13 protein-coding genes and 1 tRNA gene are annotated in these 14,404 nt (G+C 63.2%); 8 read left to right on the plus strand and 6 right to left on the minus strand.

The genetic code is table 11. The annotated features are described in order from the left end of the window. Positions 1 to 2 precede the first annotated feature (2 nt). Both C7435_RS14775 and C7435_RS14780 read right to left on the minus strand, forming a co-directional pair. Positions 3 to 1,043 (minus strand): extracellular solute-binding protein, encoded by a 1,041-nt coding sequence (locus C7435_RS14775; RefSeq protein ID WP_121212280.1) that lies wholly within the window; start codon positions 1,041 to 1,043, stop codon positions 3 to 5. Positions 1,044 to 1,235: 192 nt separating this feature from the next. After that, positions 1,236 to 1,310: transfer RNA gene (locus tag C7435_RS14780), tRNA-Val, on the minus strand. Positions 1,311 to 1,561: 251 nt separating this feature from the next. Here C7435_RS14780 and C7435_RS14785 point away from each other — a divergent pair. Next, positions 1,562 to 1,780 (plus strand): phosphoglycolate phosphatase, encoded by a 219-nt coding sequence (locus C7435_RS14785; protein ID WP_075190982.1) that lies wholly within the window; start codon positions 1,562 to 1,564, stop codon positions 1,778 to 1,780. On the opposite strand, the gene C7435_RS14790 is transcribed toward C7435_RS14785, so the two are convergent. Continuing rightward, positions 1,781 to 2,470, minus strand: a complete 690-nt coding sequence (locus tag C7435_RS14790; protein WP_075190981.1) for an HAD hydrolase-like protein — start codon at positions 2,468 to 2,470, stop codon at positions 1,781 to 1,783. Between the two features lie 115 nt (positions 2,471 to 2,585). Between C7435_RS14790 and glmU the strand changes: the two genes are divergently transcribed. Genes glmU through C7435_RS14815 form a run of 5 tightly spaced genes read left to right on the plus strand, consistent with a single transcriptional unit; the run spans position 2,586 to position 8,898 of the window. After that, positions 2,586 to 3,944, plus strand: coding sequence for a bifunctional UDP-N-acetylglucosamine diphosphorylase/glucosamine-1-phosphate N-acetyltransferase GlmU (gene glmU / locus C7435_RS14795; protein WP_121212281.1), 1,359 nt, complete (start codon positions 2,586 to 2,588; stop codon positions 3,942 to 3,944). Then, a complete protein-coding gene (locus C7435_RS14800; protein ID WP_075190979.1) occupies positions 3,941 to 5,410 on the plus strand; it encodes an NAD-dependent succinate-semialdehyde dehydrogenase in 1,470 nt (489 codons plus the stop codon). The genes glmU and C7435_RS14800 overlap by 4 nt, the downstream gene beginning before the upstream one ends. Further along, positions 5,407 to 6,108: a ribose-5-phosphate isomerase RpiA gene (gene rpiA, locus C7435_RS14805; RefSeq protein WP_121212282.1), complete on the plus strand. Its 702-nt coding sequence runs from the start codon at positions 5,407 to 5,409 to the stop codon at positions 6,106 to 6,108. Before C7435_RS14800 ends, rpiA begins: the two co-directional genes overlap by 4 nt. Before the next feature lie 29 nt (positions 6,109 to 6,137). Next, positions 6,138 to 7,526, plus strand: a complete 1,389-nt coding sequence (gene gor, locus C7435_RS14810) for a glutathione-disulfide reductase (protein WP_121212283.1) — start codon at positions 6,138 to 6,140, stop codon at positions 7,524 to 7,526. 1 nt (position 7,527) lies between these two features. Continuing rightward, entirely contained in the window at positions 7,528 to 8,898 is a 1,371-nt protein-coding gene (locus C7435_RS14815) for a class II 3-deoxy-7-phosphoheptulonate synthase (RefSeq protein WP_121212284.1), read from the plus strand. 104 nt (positions 8,899 to 9,002) lie between these two features. Here the strand turns inward: C7435_RS14815 and C7435_RS14820 are convergent, their stop codons facing one another. The 3 genes from C7435_RS14820 to C7435_RS14835 form a co-directional block, all read right to left on the minus strand. Next, on the minus strand, positions 9,003 to 9,269 hold the full coding sequence (locus C7435_RS14820) for an HU family DNA-binding protein (protein ID WP_075190975.1): 267 nt from the start codon (positions 9,267 to 9,269) through the stop codon (positions 9,003 to 9,005). Positions 9,270 to 9,732: 463 nt separating this feature from the next. After that, entirely contained in the window at positions 9,733 to 10,728 is a 996-nt protein-coding gene (locus C7435_RS14830; protein WP_121212286.1) for an NADP-dependent oxidoreductase, read from the minus strand. 21 nt (positions 10,729 to 10,749) lie between these two features. After that, on the minus strand, positions 10,750 to 11,568 hold the full coding sequence (locus C7435_RS14835; protein ID WP_158025631.1) for a DUF3667 domain-containing protein: 819 nt from the start codon (positions 11,566 to 11,568) through the stop codon (positions 10,750 to 10,752). Between the two features lie 184 nt (positions 11,569 to 11,752). Here C7435_RS14835 and C7435_RS14840 point away from each other — a divergent pair, with 184 nt between their 5' ends. Beyond that, the gene (locus C7435_RS14840; RefSeq protein ID WP_121212361.1) at positions 11,753 to 12,682 is read left to right on the plus strand and encodes a Gfo/Idh/MocA family protein; all 930 of its coding nucleotides are present in this window, start codon (positions 11,753 to 11,755) and stop codon (positions 12,680 to 12,682) included. 52 nt (positions 12,683 to 12,734) lie between these two features. After that, a complete protein-coding gene (locus tag C7435_RS14845) occupies positions 12,735 to 14,393 on the plus strand; it encodes an NAD+ synthase (RefSeq protein ID WP_121212288.1) in 1,659 nt (552 codons plus the stop codon). Positions 14,394 to 14,404 lie beyond the last annotated feature (11 nt).

Below are 14,404 nucleotides of genomic sequence, written 5' to 3' on the forward strand. Positions count from 1 at the left end.
GCTTATTGCCAGCCGACCCGGTCGAAAATGCGTTGGGCGGTCTCGTTATTGTCGCCCAGTTCGGAGACGTTCAGGCTGTCTTCGTTGAAGGGCAGCATGGCGGCCAGCGTCGGATTGTCCCAGCTCACATCGGTGCGCACCGGGATTTCATTCGTCATCTCGGCAAAGGCGCGCTGGGCGTCATCGCTGAAGAAGAACTCGATCAGCGTCCGGGCTTCTTCCGGGTGCGGCGCGTTGACCGCAATGCCGGCGCCGGAAACATTGACGTGGGCGCCGGTTGTTTCCTGGTTGGGGAAGAACAGGGTCACCGCGGCGGCGGCGGCCTGGGCGGCCGGATCGTCGGAATTGACCATCATCGCGTAGTAATAATGGTTCAGGATGGCGACGTCGCACTCACCGGCGGCAATGCCGTTGATCTGGGTGCGGTCACCGCCCTGCGGCTCGCGGGCCATGTTGTCGACAATGCCCTGGGCCCAGGCCTGGGCGTCCTCTTCACCCAGATGGGCAACGAGCGAGGCGAGCAGGGACTGGTTGTAGGCATTGCCGCTCTCGCGGACGCAGATACGGCCTTCCCAGCGCGGATCGGCGAGGTCTTCATAGGTCGCGATCTCGCCCGGCTGAACGCGGTCGTTCGAGTAGGCGATCACGCGGGAGCGCTTGGCAAAGCTGACCCAATAACCTTCCGGATCGATCAGGTTGGTCGGGATGTCGATGTCCAGATCAGAGAAGTCGGAGGCGGCGAACAGGCCGGCCTGCTCGGCCCGGTGCAGGCGGGCAGCGTCGACGGTGATGATGACATCGGCCGGGCTGCGCTCGCCATCGGCACGAACCCGTTCAATCAGTTGATCGCCACTGGCGGCGACCAGATTGACCTCGATGCCGGTCTGTTCGGTGAATGCGGCATAGATTGCGGCGTCGCTGGAATAATGGCGCGCGCTGTAGACATTGACGACACGGGCCGTGTCGCCGTCTTCAGTGGCCGGTTGGGAACAGGCTGCCAGCGCGGCGCTCGCCGCCAATGCGAGGAATTTCACGGATTTCATATCACACCCATTCTGCTTGGTTGCCGACAGTCATCTCATCAATGAGAATGCTTCGCAAGAAATCCGTGCAGGCCGGGGCAGTGCCAAGGCGGCGCACCCCCTCCGCAGCGGCGGGAATGGACAGAATCGCACTGCCGCAGTGGCGATCACAAGCGCGATTCTGGAGATCGTGACGGTAGGGAAGGTAGGAAATGGTGGGCGATACTGGGATTGAACCAGTGACCCCCTCGGTGTGAACGAGGTGCTCTCCCGCTGAGCTAATCGCCCGGTGTTTCCGGAAAGCGACCGTATAAGCAGGCACTTCTAACCGGTCAACTACGCGAGGAAGTTGAAGTGCAGATGTGTCTCGCCTCATGTGCGACAACTTGCCACACCGTCATGCTCTCGTCATATGGCCGTCCTGCCTATATCAGCCTCCCCCAAGCTGGAACGCGGCCGCAACGGCCCGTCCCGTCAATCACCAGATTGGACGCAATTCCCGGCCGAGGGAAGCTTCGGTCGAGTAGGAGGTTTTGTTCATGAGTAATGATCTGTGCACGCCTGAAGGTGCGCGTCGTCTCAAAGCGCGTATTGAAGCCTATTGGGCCGAGCGCGGCTATGATGTTTCCGTGGATCTCGTGGAAGCCGGCTTCATGCCTGCCATGCGCTCTGCCCGCACGGATGTGCGCTCCAACCTCGTCAACGGCATGCCGACCCGCGCTGCCAATGATGCCGGTCGCGAGCGCCGCACGGCCTGATCAGGTCGTGGTTCGCCACAGATCGGCGAGCGCCAGCGGTACATCGCTGAAGACATGAATGACCCGGCCGGCTCCCAAGGAGTCGGCCGGTCTTTCACTGTAGCCATAACTCATGACCACGCTGGGCAGGCCGGCTGCCTGCGCTGCCGCGACATCCGGCTCGCTGTCACCTATGAGTGCCGCGCGGCTGTATCCGGCGCCCAGCGCGTCCAGAACATGGTCGGCTGCCGGTTTCTTGGCGCTTGTCCGTTCCGGTCCGATGATGCGGTCGAAATAGCCGCTCAGACCCATCTCCCCGATCAGCATGTCCGACAGGGCTGAAGGTTTGTTGGTGCAGACCGACAGGCGGCTGCCTTGCGTCTTCAACCAGGCCAGCGTTTCCTCAACCCCGTCGAAGACCTTGCTGTGGGCGGCCACGTCCTGGCCGTAGATCTCGATCAACCGGGCGGTTGCGGCATCTGCATCCTCCAGCACCCGGCCCTGACGCGCATGGGCGCGCTCCAGCAGCGCGCGCGCGCCACGTCCCACCATGGCGCGGACTTCGTCCAGGGCCACGGCCTGCAGGCCCAGCGGACGGATGACCGCATTGAGGGCGCGCAGCAGGTCGGGCGCGGTGTCGACCAGGGTGCCGTCCAGGTCAAAGGCGATCGCAGCGTCGGCAAACAGGGCGGCGTCACGGGAGTCGAGCATGATTTCAGGCCTTTGAGCGAGCAAAGCAGGAGAAGCTAGGTTACGCGCGCCGGAGCGATAGGCTATAGCGCTCGACAGGTCGAAACCGTCGATTCCACAGGACAAGGAAGCCGCAATGTCCCGATCCCGCGCCGCCATCATCCTCGCCGCCGGCCAAGGCACGCGGATGAAGTCGAAAACGGTCAAGGTCCTGCACAAGGTCGGCGGTCGACCGATGCTGGACTGGGCCGTGGCCTTGGCCGCCGATTGCGGCGCCTCCGAGATTGTCACGGTCTGGGGTGCCCATTCGCCGGCCGTGCGGGATGCCGCCGAGGCACTGGGGACGCGCACCGCGCTGCAGGATCCACCCAAGGGCACCGGCCATGCCGTGCAGGCCGCGCGCGCCGCCCTGACCGACCTGACCGGCGATGCCATTGTCCTGTACGCCGACACGCCCCTGATCACCGCCGCGACCGTGGCGCGGGTCTTTGAGGCACTCGAGGGCGGCGCGTCGGTTGCCGTTCTGGGCTTCGAGCCGGAGGACCCGGCGGCCTATGGCCGGCTGATCACCAATGCCGATGGCGATCTCGACCGGATCGTCGAATACAAGGACGCCAATGAGGCCGAACGCGCCGTCGGCCTGGTCAATTCCGGCGTTCTGGCGGCGCCGGCGGACCTCCTGTTCGACCTGTTGGGCGAGGTCACCAATGACAATGCCAATGGGGAATACTATCTCACCGACGTTGTCGGCCTGGCCCGCAAGCGCAGTCTGCGCGCCGCGGTGGTGGTCGCCGATGCCGACGAGGTGTTGGGCGTGAATTCCCGCGCCGACCTGGCTGAAGCGGAAGCAGCCTTCCAGGCGCGCATGCGTGCGCAGATGATGGCCGACGGCGTGACCCTGATCGCGCCGGAGACGGTTTTCTTCGCCCATGACACAAAGATCGAACGCGATGTGGTGATCGAACCCAATGTTGTGTTCGGCCCCGGCGTGGTGATCGAGGAGGACGTGGTCATCCACGCTCATTCCCATGTCGAAGGTGCGCATCTGAAACGTGGCGCCCATGCCGGACCCTTTGCACGGCTGCGCCCCGGCGCCGAGCTCGGCGAGGGCTCGAAAGTCGGCAATTTCGTCGAGATCAAGAAATCGCAGCTCGCAGAGGGCGCAAAAGTCTCCCACCTTACCTATATCGGCGATGCGTCGATCGGCGCGAACGCGAATATCGGAGCCGGCACCATCACCTGTAATTACGACGGATATGACAAGCATCGAACCGTGATCGGCGAGAATGCCTTCATCGGGTCGAACACCTGTCTCGTCGCGCCGGTCACGGTCGGGGCGGGCGCTTTCACGGCGACCGGAACCATTGTGACCGAGGATGTGCCCGCTGATGCGCTTGCGCTCGCCCGCACGCCGCAAACCCACAAGCCGGGCTGGGCGGCCCGCTTCCACACCGCCAAGCAAGCCCGCAAGGCCAGAAAGGACAGCCAGACATGAGTGTTACGGACCGTTTGAGCGACAAGAGCCTGTATCGCACCGACAGCTTCATTGATGGCCAATGGGTCAGCGGTGAGGGTGGTGTCGATGTGCTCAACCCGGCCAATAACGAGGTCATCGCGACGGTCGGTGATGTCGGCGAGGCTGGCGCGCGCAACGCGGTTGCGGCCGCGACGCGGGCCTTCGAGACCTGGAAGAAGGTCTCACCCTTCCAGCGCGCTGCCCTGTTGATGAAATGGCACAAGCTGATCCTGGAAAACGCCCAGGACCTGGCGACCCTGATCACCCTGGAAATGGGCAAGGTGAACAAGGAAGCGCAGGGCGAAGTCGTCTATGGTGCTTCATTCGTCGAATGGTCGGCCGAGGAAGCCAAGCGCGTCCATGGCGAAACCCTGTCGACGCCTTTCCCGGGCTCGCGCGGCTGGACTATCCGCCAGCCGATCGGCGTGGTCGGCTGTATTACGCCGTGGAATTTTCCGGTCGCCATGATCACCCGTAAATGTGCGCCGGCCCTGGCGGCGGGCTGCACCATGGTGATCAAGCCGGCACCGGAAACCCCGCTCTCGGCCCTGGCCCTGGCCGAGCTGGCCAAGCGCGCCGGCATTCCCGATGGCGTCTTCAACGTGGTCTGCGGCGATGCACCGGCGATCGGCGGCGTGCTGACCGGTTCCAGCGATGTTCGCATGGTCGGTTTCACCGGCTCGACGGCGGTCGGCAAATTGCTGATGAGCCAGGCCGCGTCGACGGTGAAACGCGTCGCGCTGGAACTGGGCGGCAATGCGCCCTTCATCGTGATGGATGATGCCGATATCGAGAAGGCGGCCGACGGCGTCATCGCCTCGAAATTCCGCGTCTCCGGCCAGACCTGCGTCTCGGCCAACCGCATCATCGCCCAGCCGGCCATTGCCGACAAACTCGTCGCGGCGCTGGAAGCGCGCGTGTCCAGGCTGAAGGCTGGCGACGGCTTCGACAGCGAGACCACGGTCGGCCCGTTGATCCACATGACCGCCGTCGCCCGCGTCGACAAGCTGGTGCAACAGGCCCGCGAGGCGGGGGCCCGCATCGTCACCGGCGGCAAGCCGCTGACCGAGGAGCTGGGCGGCTCCTTCTACGCCCCGACCCTGATTGACGGCGGCGACCCGTCGATGGATGTGTCGTGCTCGGAAATTTTCGGACCGGTGGCCTCGGTCTACCGCGCCGAAACCGAGGCCGACATCATCAAGCTGGCCAATGACACGCCCTTTGGTCTGGCCGCCTATATCTACACGCAGGATGTCGGCCGGGTGCACCGTCTGACCGAAGGCATCGAATACGGCATGATCGGCGTCAACGCGCCGATGGTCGGGGCCGCCTCAACACCCTTTGGCGGGGTCAAGGAAAGCGGTATTGGTCGCGAAGGCGGCAAATGGGGTGTCGAGGAGTTCACCGAACTCAAATATGTGCTGCTGGGTGGTGTCGACCAATGAGCGCCGAACGCCAGAAGGCCCGCGCCGCAGCGGCTGCTCTCAACTATGTCGAAGACGGCATGACGCTGGGACTCGGTTCGGGCTCGACGGCAGAGATTTTCCTGCGCCTGCTCGGCGAGAAGGTGAAGGACGGCCTCAAGGTGCGCGGTGTTCCGACCTCGCAGCGCACGGCCGAGGTGGCGGTCGAGAATGGCGTGCCGCTGATCGATGTCGACCATGTCAATCAAATCTCGATCACCATTGACGGTGCCGATGAGGTTGATGGCCGTTTCCAGCTGATCAAGGGTGGCGGCGCCTGCCTGTTGCGCGAGAAGATCATCGCCAATGCCTCCGACCTGATGATTGTCATGGTCGACGAGACCAAGCTGGTCTCGACCCTCGGCAAATTCCCGCTGCCGGTGGAGGTGGACCGTTTCGGGTTCTCGCTGACCGCCAAGCAGGTCTATGAGGCGCTGCGCAAGGTCGGCATCAAGTCACCGGATGTGCAGCTGCGCCGCAAGGGTGACGGGCTTGAGCCGCTGGTCACCGATGGCGGCAATTACATTCTTGATTGTGCCTGCGAGGCTATCCCGGACGCTGGTGCCGTTGACCTGGCCCTGAAAGCGATCCCCGGTGTGGTCGAGCACGGCCTGTTCATCAATCTGGCTCGTGTCGTCATCGTCGGTGAGGACGGTGACGCCCGGGTGATGGAGCTTTAGGCTCTGTTGCACGCAACAAGGCAATTTGAATGACCCAGTACGACTACGACCTCTTCGTCATCGGCGCCGGTTCCGGCGGTGTACGCGCGGCCCGGATGGCGAAACAGCATGGCGCGGCGCGGGTCGCCGTGGCCGAGGAATATCGGGTCGGCGGGACCTGTGTGATCCGCGGCTGCGTGCCGAAGAAACTGCTGGTCTATGCCAGCGAATTCGCCAAGACGTTCAAACTGGCGGAGAGCTATGGCTGGTCGGTCGGCGAGACCTCCTTCAGCTGGGAAAAGCTGATCGCTGCCAAGGATGCCGAGATCGATCGTCTGTCCGGCATCTACATGCGCAATCTCAACAATTCCGGTGTCGAGGTCATCGAGGACCGGGCGGTGTTCGAGGATGCCCACACCATCCGCCTGGTGAAGTCCGGCAAGACGATGACTGCCGACAAGATCCTGATCGCGGTTGGCGGCACACCCTATGTGCCGGAGATCGAGGGCGCCGAGCTGGGCATCACTTCGAACGAGGCTTTCCATCTGGAAGACCTGCCCAAACATGTCGTGATCGCCGGCGGCGGCTATATCGCCTGTGAGTTCGCGCAGATCTTTGCCGGCATGGGCGCGGAGGTCTGTCAGGTCTATCGCGGCGATACCGTGTTGCGCGGCTTTGACGATGATGTGCGCAGCCATGTTCATGAGGAGCTGGTGCGCTCGGGCGTGCGGGTGGTCACCCACACGGTGTTCTCCAAGATTGAACAGCTGGAGGATGGCCGCAAGCGGGTCCATCTCGACAATGGCAATCATGTCGATACTGACGTCGTGATGTATGCGATCGGCCGCAATCCGCATGTCGACGGGTTGGGCGTGGACAAGGCCGGCGTGGCGCTCGATCCGAAGGGTGCGATCAAGGTCGATGCTTATTCCAAGACGTCGGCAGCCAATATCTACGCCGTCGGAGACGTCACAAACCGGGTCAATCTGACGCCCGTGGCGATCCGCGAGGGCGCGGCCTTTGCGGCGACGGTGTTCGGTGACAAGCCGACGGCCTATGATCACGAAGACATTGCGTCAGCGGTGTTTACACAGCCTCCTGTTGGCTCTGTCGGCCTCTCGGAGGCCGATGCGCGCAAAAAATTTGCACAAGTGGATGTTTACAAGACCTCGTTCCGGCCTATGAAACTATCCCTGACGCCCGATGCCTCGCGGATGTTGATGAAACTCGTCGTCGACGGGGAGACAGAGCGGGTGCTGGGCGTGCATATTGTCGGGCCGGATGCGCCTGAGATGATCCAGCTGGCCGGGATCGCCGTGAAGGCGGGCCTGACCAAGGATCAATACGATGCGGCCTGTGCCGTGCATCCGACCAGTGCGGAAGAGCTGGTGACCATGAAGGAAAAATGGACACCGCCGGAGTTGAAAGCAGCTGAGTGATATGACCTGGTCTCCCCAATCCTGGCGCGCAAAGCCCGTCAGCCAGATGCCCACCTACAAGGATCAAGCGAAGCTGGAGGCGGTGCTCGACGAGCTGTCCGCCCGTCCGGCGCTGGTCTTTGCCGGTGAAGCGCGGCGCTTGCGTCGCCAGCTGGCAGACGTCAGCGCGGGCCGGGCCTTCCTGTTGCAGGGCGGTGATTGCGCGGAGAGTTTCAAGGAATTCTCCACCGAGGGCGTGCGCGACACCTTCCGGGTGCTGTTGCAGATGGCGGTGGTGATGACCTTCGCCGCCTCCAAGCCGATCGTGAAAGTCGGCCGGATTGCCGGCCAGTTCGCCAAGCCGCGCTCCTCCGACACCGAGACCATCGACGGCGTGACCCTGCCCAGCTATCGCGGCGACAGCGTCAATGGTCCCGAATTCACTGCCGAGGCCCGCGAGCCGGATCCGCAACGCCTGATCCGCTCCTATGACCAGTCGGCGTCGACACTGAACCTGCTGCGGGCCTTTGCGTCCGGCGGTTATGCCGATCTGCACAATGTCCACCAATGGACCCAGGACTTCGTCAGCGACAGTCCGGCTGCCGAACGTTATGCCGAGACCGCGACCCGTATCTCCGAAGCCCTGGCCTTCATGAAGGCCTGTGGCATCGGCCGTGACAGTGCGCCATCGCTGGAAGCGGTCGACTTCTTCACCAGCCACGAAGCGCTGCACCTGCCTTTCGAGCAGGCGCTGACCCGCCGCGATCCCAATACCGGGCAATGGTATGCCACGTCGGCGCACATGATCTGGACCGGGGAGCGCACCCGTCAGCTTGACGGCGCCCATGTCGAATATGCCCGCGGCATTTCAAATCCGGTCGGCGTCAAATGCGGTCCGACCATGCAGCCCGACGATCTGCTGCCGCTGATTGATGCCCTCAATCCGGACAATGAGGCCGGGCGCCTTGTTCTGATCGTGCGCATGGGCGCGGACAATGTCCGCAACAACCTGCCCAAACTGGCGGCAGCGGTGACCAAGGCCGGCCGCAATGTGGTCTGGTCGTCCGATCCGATGCACGGCAATACCCACAAGACCGGCAATGGCTACAAGACGCGCGATTTCGATCGTATCCTGCTGGAGCTCGAGAGCTTCATGGATGTGCTCTACGCCGAGGGGGCTTATCCCGGTGGCGTGCATTTCGAGATGACCGGCCGTGACGTCACCGAGTGCGTCGGCGGCGCCAAGACGGTCACCGAGGCCGATCTGGCGGCGCGCTATCACACCCATTGCGATCCGCGCCTCAATGCCGACCAGGCCCTCGACATGGCCTTCCGCATCGCCGAGAGCCTCAAGCGCGTGCGCGGCAATAACTCCGCCGCCAACGCGGCCTGAGACGCGTCTTTCCTCCCCACCGGCGTGGGGAAGAAACCCCAAAGAAAAACGCCGCCCGGAGATATCCGGGCGGCGTTTCGCTTAATCAGGACCCGATGGACTGATTAGATGTCTTTCAGGGCAGCCGCCGGACGGAAAGCCGCCTGGGTGCGAGCCTTGGACATCATCGTTTCGCCGGTGCGCGGATTGCGCACTTCACGGGCTTCACGGTGCTTCGCATAGAAGGTGCCGAAGCCAGCGATCTGGACGCTGTCGTTTTCCTTGACCGAGCCGACGATGGCTTCGATGGCGGAATCCACAGCTTCACCCGCTTGGGCGCGGGACAGGCCGGTCTTCTCGGAGACGGCTTTGGCGAGATCAGACTTGTTCATAGGGTTCCCCCCAGTTGTTCGCGGTCCGGCAAGCACGGTCATCGTATCCGTCCGGTTGCCGCGTGTTCGTTGACGGTCCATCAAGGCCAAGAACTGCCCATGATTGCAAGCTGCAACAGGCGAATCCGGGCCAAATCGCTGCAATTTCCCCGGTAAATCACGGTTTTTCACAGCTCGGCCCCCAAATTGCGTACATTCCACAGCATGTATCAGGGTGAACCGCATCATAACGCGCCGGTCGCGAATCGTCCGATTCGCATGCTCCCGTTCGCACTTGCAGCAGGTTTGGGCGCGTATGTGCTCGCGCTTCTCGCAGGTGCGGGGGAGACGTGGGCGCCGGTCCTTGCCGCAATTGCCGCCGGTTGGACACTGGGCCGACTGACCCGGCGCTAGCGATCACAAGAGCGCCGGGGTCGGGCAGGGGCACGGTTCCGGAATCCCGGACACCGCGCCCCGTCCGTCATCAGATCTTGACCAGCATCTTGCCGGTGTTCTGACCGGTGAAGAGGCCCGAGAAGGCAGCGGGGGCCTGGTCGATACCCTCCATCACGGTCTCGGCCGGCTTGATCTTGCCGGCGGCCATCCAGGCTCCGAGATCCTTCACGAAGTCGCCGAACATGTCGGCATGGTCGGAGACGATGAAGCCGCGAATGGTCAGCGACTTGCCGACGATCTGGGTGAGATTGTCGGGCAGGGTCGCGGCGCCGGTATCATTATAGCGCTGGATCATGCCGCAGGCGGCCATGCGGCCTTTCGGACGCAGGGAGTTGAGCGCTGCGGTGAAATGCGTGCCGCCGATATTCTCGAAATAGCCATCAACCCCATTGGGGGCGACTTCGGCGATGGCAGCGGTGAGATTGTCGGTCGCCTTGTAGTCGACGACATGATCGGCGCCGAGCGATTTGACGAAGGCGCATTTCTCCGCCCCGCCGGCCGTGGCAATGACGGTGGCGCCTATCGCCTTGGCGAACTGCACGCCCGAGGTGCCGACCGCGCCGGCGCCGCCGGACATCCACAGGGTCTCGCCGGCCTGCAGGTCAATCATCCGCTTGATCCCGACATAGGCGGTCAGGCCCGGCATGCCGGCAATGCCCAGGAAGGCCTGCGGCGGCAGCACCGAGGTGTCGATCTTGGTCAGCGCCTGGCCGGGCGCAACATAGCCCTCGCGCCAGCCGAACATGGAGGAGACATGATCGCCCGGCTTCAGCCCGTCGAAATTGCTCTCGATGACTTCGCCGACGGCCCCGCCTTCCATCACCTTGCCGAGTTCGAACGGCCCGATATAGGTGCGCACGCCGCTCATGCGGCCGCGCATATACGGATCGACCGAGATGAAGAGATTGCGGACCAGGACTTCGCCCGGGCCCGGCGCGGGGATGTCTGTCTCCACGACGTCGTAGTATTTCGGATCCGGTGCGCCTTTGAGATAGGCATTCAGGTGGATTTCACGCGATTTCATCAACCAACTCCCGTTTCTTTCTTATGATGTGGACATTTCTGCAAAAACTTCCGGCGAAATGAGCGCCATGAAATGCAGGCCGAACTCGTTCTCCAACACCCAGTCGATGGTGATGAAGGTGCCGATCATGGTGATCAACATCGTGATCGGCAAAAGCGCAACCAGCCCGGCGAGGCGCAGGCCCAGTGCGATCATCGACCGGCCGTAGAAATGGGCCAGCATGACACCCGCGATGATGAAGAAGGCGAGCAGCGCGATCAACATGCCGCCCGCAATGCCGAAGGCGCCCAAAGTGTGCAGGGGGATGAGCGCGATCATCACGATGAAGCTGGCATTGGTCGCGACCAGGTAGATTTGCAAATGGCCCCAGAGCGGCGTCGACGGCCGGTAGAGTTTGAGCGCGATCAGGTAGGGCAGGGATGACAGGGCGGTGATGGGCCACAGCGTGATCGACTGGATGGCCTGAAGCTTGTCTTCAACCCGTTGAAAGGTCAGCGGCGTTTCGAAGTCGACGCGGGCCGAGGCGAGCCAGGCCGCAATGTCGAGATCGGCGTCCGACGCCGTCATCGATTCCAGCGTCGCCGTGAGTGGGGTTCCGAACAGGGCGGCGACGACAAACTGGAAAGAGAAGAGGGCGATGAAAACCCGGATCGGCGACAGGTAAAGCGCATAGTCACGTGACATGCCGGCCGTCGCGACCGCGACGGGTTTGAGAAAACAGTCGCGCATGGTCCGGAAAATCCGGGCATCGACGTCAAAGACCGCGATGGACAGGGAATCGAGCGGCGTATCGCTGTCTTTTGCGCGCTTGGCGCCGTCAATCTCTTGTCTGTCTGGCACGCGCATCCCCCATATTCGCGTCATCCTAGGCCTCGCGCCGGTCGGTGCAAGCCGGGATTGCCGGACCTGATCGGCTTGTCGGCAGTGCCTGCCCTGCAATTGCCCGAAACAAGTGGTGATGCATGTCCCGCTTGATCGTGGCGGCGGCAACGCTATTCACGGCGCCATCAAAAGAGGTGAGTTCATGGCTTCCAAATCCCGCATCCTTCGGACCGGCGTTGTCGGCGCCGGCGTGTTCGGCGGCTTCCACGCGTCGAAATACGCCGCCAATGAGCGGGTCGAGCTGGTTGGGGTCTACGAGCCTGATCTCGAGCGCGCCAAGGCGCTGGCTGAAAAACATGGCGCAAAGGGCTTCGACAATTTTGCCGCCTTTCTGGCCGGGGTTGATGCCATCACGGTCGCCAGCCCGGCCGTGCACCATTTCGAGGCCGCCGCCACCGCGCTTGCCATGGGCAAGCATGTCCTCGTGGAAAAGCCGATTGCCTCCTCGGTGGAAGAGGCGCGCGAGCTGATCTCGCTGGCCGCCAAACATGGCTGCGTGCTCCAGGTCGGTCACCAGGAGCGCTTCGTGTTTAACGCCATGGGGCTGTTTGCAGTTGACGCGACGCCGACGAAGATCACCGCCAGCCGCATGGGTCCGGCTTCGGATCGCTGTCTCGATGTCTCGGTCACGCTGGATCTGATGGTGCATGATCTCGATCTGGTGATTGCGCTGTCCGGTAGCGCTGTGAAATCGGTCACCGGCGAAGTGGACAAGGGGCGGTTTGACCATCCCGACATCGCCAAGGCGCATCTGGTGTTCGACAATGGCTGTGAGGCGGAACTCGTCGCGAGCCGTGTCCACCACGAGCGCGACCGCAAGATGAAGGTCGAGTATGAGGCCGGCGTCCTGGAGATCGATTTCGTGGCCAAGACCTTCAGCAACACGACGCCCTACGCGCTCAATCCGGACTTCGCCGAGAGCGCGACCGCGAAGGACAGTCTGGGCGCCAATGTGAACGCTTTCATCGCGTCAGTGCTCGACGGGGCGCCGGTTGCGGTGCCGGGTATTGCCGGCCTGCGGGCGCTGGATGCAGCGCGGGCGATCGATGGCGCGCGCACTTACGGCTCCTGATCCTGTTGCGCGACGACTTGCAGAGGCCCGCGGCGCGGTCTAAATCGCGGCCATGACAGATCGCATCATTCTCGTCACCGCCCAGCTCAACCCGGTTGTCGGGGATGTTGCGGGCAATCTGGCCAAGGCCCGCGCGGCCCACGCCGAGGCGCGGACGCGTCGCGGCGACATGGTGATCTTTCCCGAGATGTTCCTGATGGGTTATCCGCCCGAGGACCTCGTGCTCAAACCCTCCGCCGTCGAAGCCTGCCGCGAGGCGCTGGAGATGCTGGCCGCTGCGACGCGCGACGGCCCGGCCATCCTGATCGGTCTGCCCTGGCGCCAGAACAAGCGTCTGCACAACGCGGTGGCGTTGTTGGACAAGGGCCAGCTGGTGGCCCTGCGTTTCAAGCATGAGCTGCCGAATTACGCCGTGTTCGACGAAAAGCGTGTCTTCGAGCCCGGGCCGCTGCCCGACATCGTCAAATGGCGCGGCATCAGGCTCGGCCTGCCGATCTGCGAGGATTTGTGGTTGGACGCCGTGCCACAGGCGCTGATCGACAAGGGCGCCGAGATGATCATCACGATCAATGGCTCGCCCTGGCGCCGCACCATTGAACGTGAGCGCAAGCACGCCTTTGCGACCTGGTTTGATCGTTGGCCCGGACCCAAAGCCATGGTTTTTGTCAACCAGATCGGCGGCCAGGACGAGCTGGTCTTCGACGGCGCCTCCTTCTCGCGTGACAGTGAGGGCCGAGAGGTCCAGCGCCTGCCGGCCTTCGAGGAATGTCTCGATGCCGTAGAATGGGTGAAAACCGACAAGGGCTGGTTCGGCGCCGGAGGCCAGATCGTGTCCGTCAAGTCGGGCCTCGAGGCGGACTGGAAAGCGATGACCCGTGCCCTGCGGGATTATATCGACAAGAACGGCTTTCCGGGTGTCGTGCTGGGCATGTCCGGCGGGATCGACAGTGCCATTTCGGCGGCGATCGCGGTTGACGCGCTCGGACCGGACAAGGTGTGGGCGGTGATGATGCCGTCGAAATATACCAGCCAGGAAAGCTTCGAGGACGCCAAGGCCTGCGCCGAGGCGCTGGGCATCCGCTATGACATCATCGATGTTGAGCCGACCATTGCCTCCTTCAACGCCATCCTGTCGACGCCCTTCAAGGGCACCCAGCCGGACACGACCGAGGAAAACCTGCAATCGCGTGCCCGCGGCGTGGTGCTGATGGCGCTGTCCAACAAGTTCGGCCCGATGGTGCTGTCGACCGGCAACAAGTCGGAAATGGCGGTTGGCTATGCCACCCTCTATGGCGACATGAATGGCGGCTATAACGCCCTCAAGGACATCTACAAGACGGAAGTCTTCGAACTCGCCTGGTGGCGCAATTCGGCCAATCACCAGGTCGGTCTCGGTCCGGTCGGCCAGGTCATTCCCGAGCGTATCATCACCAAGCCGCCCTCGGCCGAACTCGCCGAAGACCAGACCGACCAGGACAGCCTGCCGCCCTATGACGTGCTCGACGCCATTCTCTACGGTCTCGTCGAGGAAGAGCGCTCGGTCCGCGAGCTGGTCGCCGACGGCCATGACGAAGCCGAAGTCAAACGCATCGAAAACCTGCTCTACCGCGCCGAATACAAACGCCGCCAGGCCCCGCCGGGCGTCAAGATCGGCCCCAAGAATTTCGGGCGAGATCGGCGTTATCCGATTACGAACCACTTTCGGAATTAGGGGCGAGACCC

Source organism: Maricaulis maris (assembly GCF_003634045.1).
In the GTDB taxonomy this organism is placed as follows: Bacteria; Pseudomonadota; Alphaproteobacteria; order Caulobacterales; family Maricaulaceae; genus Maricaulis; species Maricaulis maris.

Excerpts from the sequence above, each read along its gene's own strand:
- C7435_RS14785 (WP_075190982.1), top strand. The coding sequence starts at position 1,562 with ATGAGTAATGATCTGTGCACGCCTGAAGGTGCGCGTCGTCTCAAAGCG.
- rpiA (WP_121212282.1), top strand. The coding sequence starts at position 5,407 with ATGAGCGCCGAACGCCAGAAGGCCCGCGCCGCAGCGGCTGCTCTCAAC.
- C7435_RS14800 (WP_075190979.1), top strand. The coding sequence starts at position 3,941 with ATGAGTGTTACGGACCGTTTGAGCGACAAGAGCCTGTATCGCACCGAC.
- C7435_RS14815 (WP_121212284.1), top strand. The coding sequence starts at position 7,528 with ATGACCTGGTCTCCCCAATCCTGGCGCGCAAAGCCCGTCAGCCAGATG.
- glmU (WP_121212281.1), top strand. The coding sequence starts at position 2,586 with ATGTCCCGATCCCGCGCCGCCATCATCCTCGCCGCCGGCCAAGGCACG.
- C7435_RS14845 (WP_121212288.1), top strand. The coding sequence starts at position 12,735 with ATGACAGATCGCATCATTCTCGTCACCGCCCAGCTCAACCCGGTTGTC.
- C7435_RS14775 (WP_121212280.1), bottom strand. The coding sequence starts at position 1,043 with ATGAAATCCGTGAAATTCCTCGCATTGGCGGCGAGCGCCGCGCTGGCA.
- gor (WP_121212283.1), top strand. The coding sequence starts at position 6,138 with ATGACCCAGTACGACTACGACCTCTTCGTCATCGGCGCCGGTTCCGGC.
- C7435_RS14820 (WP_075190975.1), bottom strand. The coding sequence starts at position 9,269 with ATGAACAAGTCTGATCTCGCCAAAGCCGTCTCCGAGAAGACCGGCCTG.
- C7435_RS14790 (WP_075190981.1), bottom strand. The coding sequence starts at position 2,470 with ATGCTCGACTCCCGTGACGCCGCCCTGTTTGCCGACGCTGCGATCGCC.
- C7435_RS14830 (WP_121212286.1), bottom strand. The coding sequence starts at position 10,728 with ATGAAATCGCGTGAAATCCACCTGAATGCCTATCTCAAAGGCGCACCG.
- C7435_RS14840 (WP_121212361.1), top strand. The coding sequence starts at position 11,753 with ATGGCTTCCAAATCCCGCATCCTTCGGACCGGCGTTGTCGGCGCCGGC.